The organism is Pseudorhodoplanes sp., from assembly GCF_035565855.1.
Lineage (GTDB): Bacteria > Pseudomonadota > Alphaproteobacteria > Rhizobiales > Xanthobacteraceae > Pseudorhodoplanes.
In genome coordinates, this window is the sequence record NZ_DATMRX010000078.1 from 1 (window position 1) to 8396 (window position 8396).

9 protein-coding genes and 1 pseudogene are annotated in these 8396 nt (G+C 64.3%); all 10 read left to right on the top strand.

The window, feature by feature from the left end; genetic code table 11:
- Positions 1–275 (top strand): annotated as a pseudogene (locus tag VN004_RS04345) (3-phosphoshikimate 1-carboxyvinyltransferase); the annotation flags it as partial.
- Entirely contained in the window at positions 272–907 is a 636-nt protein-coding gene (cmk, locus tag VN004_RS04350) for a (d)CMP kinase (RefSeq protein ID WP_325607382.1), read from the top strand. The pseudogene VN004_RS04345 and the gene cmk, both read left to right, overlap by 4 nt.
- 195 nt (positions 908–1102) lie before the next feature.
- Positions 1103–2821, top strand: coding sequence for a 30S ribosomal protein S1 (gene rpsA, locus VN004_RS04355; protein WP_325607384.1), 1719 nt, complete (start codon positions 1103–1105; stop codon positions 2819–2821).
- Between the two features lie 236 nt (positions 2822–3057).
- The gene (sppA, locus tag VN004_RS04360; protein WP_325607386.1) at positions 3058–4050 is read left to right on the top strand and encodes a signal peptide peptidase SppA; all 993 of its coding nucleotides are present in this window, start codon (positions 3058–3060) and stop codon (positions 4048–4050) included.
- A gap of 63 nt (positions 4051–4113) precedes the next feature.
- A complete protein-coding gene (locus VN004_RS04365; RefSeq protein WP_325607388.1) occupies positions 4114–4404 on the top strand; it encodes an integration host factor subunit beta in 291 nt (96 codons plus the stop codon).
- Between the two features lie 162 nt (positions 4405–4566).
- Complete coding sequence (locus VN004_RS04370; protein WP_325607390.1) at positions 4567–4938, top strand: lipopolysaccharide assembly protein LapA domain-containing protein; 372 nt, start codon at positions 4567–4569, stop codon at positions 4936–4938.
- Between the two features lie 9 nt (positions 4939–4947).
- Positions 4948–5892, top strand: a complete 945-nt coding sequence (locus tag VN004_RS04375; RefSeq protein WP_325607392.1) for an ornithine cyclodeaminase family protein — start codon at positions 4948–4950, stop codon at positions 5890–5892.
- A gap of 41 nt (positions 5893–5933) precedes the next feature.
- A complete protein-coding gene (locus VN004_RS04380) occupies positions 5934–6608 on the top strand; it encodes a phosphoribosylanthranilate isomerase (RefSeq protein WP_325607394.1) in 675 nt (224 codons plus the stop codon).
- Positions 6605–7822 carry a tryptophan synthase subunit beta gene (gene trpB / locus VN004_RS04385; protein ID WP_325607396.1) on the top strand — a complete coding sequence of 406 codons (1218 nt, stop codon included), beginning with the start codon at positions 6605–6607 and terminating at the stop codon, positions 7820–7822. The genes VN004_RS04380 and trpB overlap by 4 nt, the downstream gene beginning before the upstream one ends.
- The coding region (gene trpA / locus VN004_RS04390; protein ID WP_325607398.1) for a tryptophan synthase subunit alpha at positions 7822–8396 on the top strand (575 nt) is incomplete at its 3' end. The genes trpB and trpA, both read left to right, overlap by 1 nt.

Below are 8396 nucleotides of genomic sequence, written 5' to 3' on the forward strand. Positions count from 1 at the left end.
AGGAATCCGATCGCCTCGCAGCCACCGCCGACATGCTGCGCGTGAATGGGGTCGCGGTGGAGATCGAAGGCGACGACCTGATCGTCCACGGCAAGGGACGGGCGCCGGGTGGCGGCACGGTGGCCACGCATATGGACCACCGGCTTGCGATGTCGGCGCTCGTGATGGGGCTGGCGAGCGACAAGCCGGTCAGCGTGGACGATGCGGCATTCATCGCGACGAGTTTCCCAGGCTTCGTCGAGCTGATGCGTGGACTTGGAGCGGACCTGACGTGATCATTGCCATCGACGGCCCTGCCGCATCCGGCAAGGGCACTATCGCCAAGCGTCTGGCGGCGCATTACGGCTTCAAGCATCTCGACAGCGGCCTGTTGTATCGCGGCGTCGGCCTGGCGGTGCTGCAAGCGGGCAAGCTCGGCGACGAGGCTGCGGCGGTCGCCGCCGCGCGCAGTTACGATCCGGCGCGCTACCCCGAGGATGACCTGAAGTCGGACGAGGTGGCGAAGGCAGCCTCGATCGTAGCCGCCATTCCGACGGTCCGGGACGCGCTGATCGCGTTGCAGCACGAATTTGCGCGCTCGAAACCGGGCGCAGTGATCGACGGACGGGACATCGGAACCGTCATCGCTCCCCATGCCGAAGTTAAGATTTTCGTTACCGCAACGCCCGAAGAGCGCGCCCGGCGCCGCATTCTGGAGCTGCGCGGCCGCGGCGAGACCGTCGATGACGCAGCGGTCCTCGCCGACATCAAGGCCCGGGACGAGCGCGACATGAATCGACCGGTCGCGCCCCTGAAACAGGCCGACGACGCGGTCTTGCTGGATACCACGCATTTGGCTATATCCCCGGCAGTCCAGGCCGCCATCGATATAGTCGAGGCCGTCCGGGCGGGCCGAACGCCGGCTTAACCGCCCTTCGTCGTTGGAGGAAATGCCCGCTCCACGCCTCTTCGGGAGGCCTTGGACCAAGCCATCATCGTTCCGGTCGAACGGCATATCGCGCCGACCCGCCGCTTTGCGGCGGCGTCAAAGGTCTTGCGGGGCCTTTGACCCGTTCGTCTGGAACATTTTTGTCGAACCCGGCGTCCGCAAACAGGAGACTTCATGGCCCAAGCTGCCAGCAGCACACCCACACGCGAAGATTTCGCGGCGATGCTCGAAGAGTCCTTCACCCAGGGCAACCTGCACGAAGGATCGGTGATCAAGGGAAAGGTCGTCGGCATCGAAAAGGACGTCGCCATCATCGACGTCGGACTGAAGACCGAAGGCCGCGTCCAGTTGCGCGAATTCACCGGACCCGGTCGCGGCAACGAGATCAAGGTTGGCGACGAGGTCGAGGTCTACCTGGAGCGCGTCGAGAATGCGCTCGGTGAGGCAGTCCTCTCGCGCGACAAGGCGCGACGCGAAGAGAGCTGGGGCAAGCTCGAAACCGCGTTCAAGAACCAGGAAAAGGTTCAGGGCATCATCTTCAATCAGGTCAAGGGTGGCTTCACCGTCGATCTCGACGGCGCCGTGGCCTTCCTGCCGCGCTCGCAGGTCGACATCCGTCCGATCCGCGACGTGACCCCGCTGATGAATACGCCGCAGCAATTCCAGATCCTGAAGATGGACCGGCGCCGCGGCAACATCGTCGTCTCCCGGCGCACCGTGCTGGAAGAGACGCGAGCCGAACAGCGTCAGGAGCTGGTGCAGAACCTCGAAGAGGGTCAGGTCATCGACGGCGTGGTGAAGAACATCACCGATTACGGCGCCTTCGTCGATCTCGGCGGCATCGACGGCCTGCTGCATGTCACCGACATTGCGTGGCGGCGCGTCAATCACCCGACCGAAGTGCTCAATATCGGTCAGTCGGTGAAAGTGAAGATCATCAAGATCAATCACGACACGCACCGCATCTCGCTCGGCATGAAGCAGCTGCTCGACGATCCGTGGCAGGGCATCGAGGCGAAGTATCCGATCAACGGCAAGTTCACCGGACGCGTCACCAACATCACCGACTACGGCGCCTTCGTCGAACTCGAGCCGGGCATCGAGGGACTGATCCACGTGTCCGAGATGTCCTGGACCAAGAAGAACGTGCATCCGGGCAAGATTGTCTCGACCTCGCAGGAAGTCGAAGTGCAGATCCTGGAAGTCGATCCGGTCAAGCGCCGCATCTCGCTCGGTCTCAAGCAGACCATGCGCAACCCCTGGGAGGTCTTCGTCGAGAAGCATCCGCCCGGATCGATCGTCGAGGGCGAGGTCAAGAACAAGACCGAGTTCGGCCTGTTCCTGGGCCTCGACGGCGACGTCGACGGCATGGTCCATCTGTCGGATCTGGACTGGAAGCGTCCGGGCGAGCAGGTGATCGACGACTACAAGAAGGGCGACATCGTGAAGGCGACCGTTCTCGACGTCGATGTCGAGAAGGAGCGCATCTCGCTGGGCGTCAAGCAGCTCGCCAAGGACCCGATGGACGAGGGTGCTGCCGGCGAACTGAAGAAGGGCGACGTCGTGACCTGCGAAGTCACCGACGTGAAGGAAGGCGGCATCGACGTGAAGATCGTCGGAACCGACCTCGAGACCTTCATCCGCAGAGCCGATCTCGCCCGCGACCGCGGCGACCAGCGGTCCGAGCGGTTCCAGGTCGGCCAGAAGGTCGATGCCCGCGTCACGCAGTTCGATCGCAAGGCCCGCAAGGTCCAGGTCTCGATCAAGGCGCTCGAAGTGCAGGAAGAGAAGGAGGCCATCGCGCAATACGGCTCGTCCGATTCCGGCGCGACCCTGGGTGACATCCTCGGCACGGCGCTCAAGCGCGCCGGCGACAAGGAGAAGGCGGAGTAATCTCTGCCCGAGCGCGCGGGCTTCAACCGCGCGCATCGATCCTCGTACCGGACGACGGCCTTCGGGCCAGGTCCGGGCGGCCAGAAACAAAGAACCCCGGTGCGAATCGCGCCGGGGTTCTTTTTTTCGCCTCAGCGCCTCATTACCTCTGCTTTGCCAATCGCAAAGGTTTGTCCGGCTAAAGTCTGCCGGCCCGGTAATGTCCGGCTTCGTTCGAACCAAACAGGAGCGAAACCATGTCGCTCGATTCTCGGCCGCTCGATGCGGACCAGATCGTGGATCGTCGCCGGTTGCGGCGCAAACTGACCTTCTGGCGGGTGCTGACCGTGCTCGTCGTGATCGCCGCCGTCGCAGCGATCGCCGCGGTGTCGCGACAAGGTTCGCTGAGCGGCGTGGCCTCGGGGAACATCGCCCGCGTCACCATATCGGGACTGATCCGCGGCAATCAGGCGCGCGTCGAGGCGCTCGAGCGGCTCGCCAATTCCAATGCCAAGGCGGTCATCGTCCATATCGACAGCCCTGGCGGAACCACAGCCGGTTCGGAGCAGCTCTACGACTCGCTGATGCGGCTGAAGGCCAAAAAGCCGATGGTGGTCGTCGTCGACGGTCTCTGCGCTTCGGGCGGCTACATTGCCGCGCTGGCGTCCGACCACATCATCGCGCAGAGCGCGTCTCTGGTCGGTTCGATCGGCGTTCTCATTCAGTATCCGAATTTCTACGATCTTCTGAAAACCGTCGGCGTCAAGGTCGAGGACGTGAAGTCCTCGCCGCTGAAAGCCGCGCCGAACGGCTTCGAGCCGACGTCGCCGGAAGCGCGGGCCGCGCTCGCTTCGATCGTCATGGACTCCTATGACTGGTTCAAGGATCTCGTCGCCAAGCGTCGCAATCTCGAAGGCGAAGCGCTCGCCACGGTCTCGGATGGCCGTGTGTTCACCGGCCGCCAGGCGATCAAGCTCAAACTGATCGACGAACTCGGCGACGAGCAGGCCGCGCTGGCATGGCTCGCGAAGGAAAAGGGCATCGACCCGAAGACCCCCGTGCGCAATTACAGCCTGCGTTCGCGCTTCTCGGAATTCTCGTTCCTCCATCTGAGTGCGGTAACGCTGCTCAATGCGGTGGGTCTCGACGGCTTCGCTCGCAGCCTCGAACAGTCGGGCGCATTTGCGGCTGTCGAGCGGCTCAATCTTGACGGTCTGCTGGCGCTTTGGCACCCTTCGCCGGTCAATTGAGCGACGGACTCGACCGGCCGGTACGGCGGGTGGATATGCCGGCGCGCATTCCGGGCGGCGTGGATGATCAAGTCGGATTTGGTTACGAAGATCGCGGCACAGAACCCGCATCTTTATCAGCGGGATGTCGAGAACATCGTAAACGCCATTCTGAACGAGATCACCGCGGCGCTCGCGCGGGGCGATCGGGTCGAGCTGCGCGGCTTCGGCGCCTTCTCGGTGAAGCACCGCCCGGCGCGCACGGGGCGAAATCCGCGGACCGGAGAGCACGTCTCCGTGGACAAGAAGTCGGTTCCGTTCTTCAAGACCGGCAAGGAGATGCGCGAGCGGCTGAACCGGGACGGAGCTGTCTGAGCCGCCGACCGGACGCCAACGCGGTTCGGCTTGCGCGCGGCCTTGCAACGGAACGCTCGTTGCGGATAGACGCTGCAGCTTCGCGCAGCGGATGGGTCGCGCGATGGCTCCGTTCGGCGCGCGCGGCCGGCGGCCATCACCAGATTGGCGGGCGTTAGCACAATGTTCAGCAAGATCGTTTTCTGGCTGGTTCTTGTCCCGATCGCGATCATCATCCTGATGTTCGCCGTTGCAAACCGCGAGCACGTGACGGTGTCATTCGATCCCTTCAGCGCGCACGCGCCGGCCGCGGCGATCAGCATCCCGGTCTTCGTTCTGGTCTTCGTGCTGGTCATCCTCGGCATCTTCATCGGCGGCGTCGCGTCCTGGCTGCGGCAATCGGCCTATCGGCGCGCCGCGCGGCAGCGCGATGCCGAGGTCAATGCGCTGCGGCGCGAGATTGACGCCTTGAATGCAAGGCTCAACCATCAGGCGGACAGGGCGGCAACGGACAACGCGGCTCGTCTCGTTTATCGGCCTCCGGCAGCACGGTGAGCGCAGCGCATGCGCATTGTCTCCGCGGACGACATCCAGAATGTCCTGACCTATCGGACGCTGATTGACGCGCTGGGCGAAGCCTTCCGCTCCGATTTCGTCGTGCCGGTGCGGCATCACCACACCATCGGGACCGCCGGAACGGACGCGACGCTCCTCCTGATGCCCGCGTGGAAGGAGGACGGCGAGCGTTTCGTCGGCTGCAAGATCGTTACCGTATTCCCGGACAACGTGAAGCAGCAGCGGCCTTCGGTCTATGGACAATATCTGTTGCTGTCGGGCGAGACCGGCGAGCCGCTCGCCATGCTGGACGGCCGGGCCCTGACCGCGTGGCGCACCTCCTGCGCCTCCGCTCTTGCTGCACGCTACCTCGCGCGCGAGGATGCGGCACATCTCGTGATGGTCGGGGCTGGCGCCCTTGCGCCGCATCTGATCCGCGCGCATCTCAGCGTGCGGCCGATCAAGCGGGTGACGCTTTGGAACCGGACCCGCGCGCGCGCGGTCTCGCTGGGATTTGGAATCGCCGTCGCCGGAATCGAAGTCGATATCGCGGAGACGCTCGAGGAGGCGGTCGCTGAGGCGGACATCGTGTCGTGCGCGACGCTCTCGGCCCAGCCGCTGATCAAGGGCGCCTGGCTGAAAAAGGGCGCGCATCTCGATCTCGTCGGTGGCTTCACGCCGAAGATGCGGGAAGCGGACGACCAGGCGGTCAAGCGCGCGCGCATTTTCGTGGACACGCGCGCCGGCGCGGCCAAGGAAGCAGGCGATATCGTCGTGCCGCTCAAAAAGAAGATCATCGATCCCAAGGCGATCAAGGGCGACCTGTTCGATCTGTGCCGCGGCAAGGTGAAGGGCCGCACGTCGGCGAGCCAGATTACGCTGTTCAAGTCGGTCGGCACGGCCATCGAGGATCTCGCGGCCGCGATGCTGGTCTGGAAGGCCATGGCCGGATGAGGGCAGACAAAGGCAGGCCGCCGCGCTAGAACCTGCCGCACATGAAAACGCTGACCAAAATCTGCGGCTTGAGTTCGGCCGACGCACTCGATGCGGCGCTTGCCGAAGGTGCCGAGTTCGTCGGCTTCGTGTTCTTTCCGCCGTCCCCCCGCAACATATCGACGGATGTGGCGCGTGCGCTCGGCGCGCGGGTGAAGGCACGGGCGGGCAAGGTCGCGTTGACCGTCGATGCCGACGACGCGCTGTTCGAGACCATTGTCGAGGCGCTGGAGCCCGACATGCTGCAGCTTCATGGCCGCGAGACACCGGAGCGGGTGGCGGAGCTGAAGGCCCGGTTTGGTCTCCCGGTGATGAAGGCGATCCCGGTCGAAACCCCGGCCGATCTCGATGCGGTAGCCCGCTATGCGGGGATTGCCGACTGGCTGCTGTTTGATGCCCGGGCGCCGCGGGACGCCACGCGCCCCGGCGGCCTCGGCCGGCCCTTCGACTGGGTCCTCCTGAAAAACCTTGATCCGGGGCTGCGCTTCATGCTTTCCGGAGGCCTCGATCCGGGCAATGTCGGCCGGGCGCTGGACATCACCGGGGCGCCCGCGGTCGATGTATCGTCGGGGGTCGAGTTGAGGCCGGGCGTCAAGGACCCGGCAAAAATCGCGGACTTCATCCGCGCGGTGCGCGCAACGGATGCAGCGCGGATGAAAGCGGCAAGCAGCGCATGAGTATTCAACAGCCGAATTCCTTCCGCACCGGGCCGGACGAGTCCGGCCATTTCGGTATCCATGGCGGGCGCTTCGTCGCCGAAACGCTGATGCCGCTCATCCTCGATCTGGAAAAGGCTTATGCCGAGGCCAAGAAGGACCCGGCCTTCCAGAAGGAGATGGATTATTACCTCGCGCATTATGTCGGCCGTCCGTCGCCGCTCTATTACGCCGAGCGTCTGACGCAGCATCTCGGCGGCGCGAAAATCTACTTCAAGCGCGAAGAACTCAATCACACCGGCGCGCACAAGGTGAACAATGTGCTCGGCCAGATCATGCTGGCGCGCCGCATGGGCAAGACCCGCATCATCGCCGAGACCGGCGCAGGGATGCATGGCGTTGCGACGGCGACCTTGTGCGCGCGGTTTGGCTTGCCGTGCATCGTCTATATGGGCGCGGTCGACGTCGAGCGGCAAAAGCCGAACGTGTTCCGCATGAAGATGCTGGGCGCCGAAGTCGTGGCCGTGCAATCGGGATCGAAGACGCTGAAGGACGCCATGAACGAGGCGTTGCGCGACTGGGTCACGAATGTTGCCGATACCTTCTACTGCATCGGCACGGTGGCGGGACCGCATCCCTATCCGATGATGGTCCGCGATTTCCAGTGCGTAATCGGAAACGAGACGCGCACGCAGATGATGCAGGCCGAAGGCCGCCTGCCGGATTCGCTCGTCGCCTGCATCGGCGGCGGCTCCAACGCGATGGGCCTGTTTCATCCCTTCCTCGACGATAAGGACATCGAGATCTATGGCGTCGAAGCCGCGGGCCACGGCATACCCTCGGGACAGCATGCGGCCTCGGTGACCGGCGGCCGTCCGGGCGTGCTGCACGGCAATCGCACCTATCTCCTGATGAACGAAGACGGCCAGATCAACGAGGCGCATTCGATCTCGGCCGGCCTCGATTATCCCGGCATCGGTCCCGAACATGCGTGGCTTGCCGATATGGGGCGCGTGAAATTCCTGTCGGCCACCGACGACGAGGCGGTCGAGGCGCTGCAACTCTGCTCGAAGCTCGAGGGCATCATTCCGGCGCTCGAGCCGGCGCACGCGCTCGCCAAGGTAAAGGAGCTCGCGCCGCAAAAGCCGAAGGATCATCTGATGGTGGTCAATGTCTCCGGCCGCGGCGACAAGGACCTCGCCAGCGTTGCGGAATATCTGGGGACGCGGATCTGATGACCACACGCATCGACCGCCGCTTTGCCGACCTGTCGCGCGAAGGCCGCGCCGGCCTCGTCACCTTCCTGATGGCAGGCGACCCGGATTACGGCACCTCGCTCGCCATTCTCTCCGCGCTGCCGAAGGCTGGCGCCGACGTCCTCGAAATCGGCATGCCCTTCACCGATCCGATGGCGGACGGACCCGCTATCCAGGCCGCAGGTTTGCGGGCGCTCAAGGGCGGACAGACGCTTGCCAAGACGCTGCAGCTCGTGCGCGATTTCCGCAAGACCGATGCCGATACGCCGATCGTGCTGATGGGTTACTACAACCCGATCTATATCTACGGCGTCGATCGCTTCCTCAACGACGCCATCGCGGCCGGCGTCGATGGGCTGATTGTCGTCGATCTTCCGCCCGAGGAAGACGCCGAGCTTTGCATTCCCGCGCTCAAGGCCGGGCTGAATTTCATCCGCCTGGCGACCCCGACGACAGACGACAAGCGCCTGCCGGCCGTGCTCACGAACACATCGGGCTTTGTCTATTACGTTGCATTCGGCATCACCGGATCGGCGACGCCGAATGCAACGCG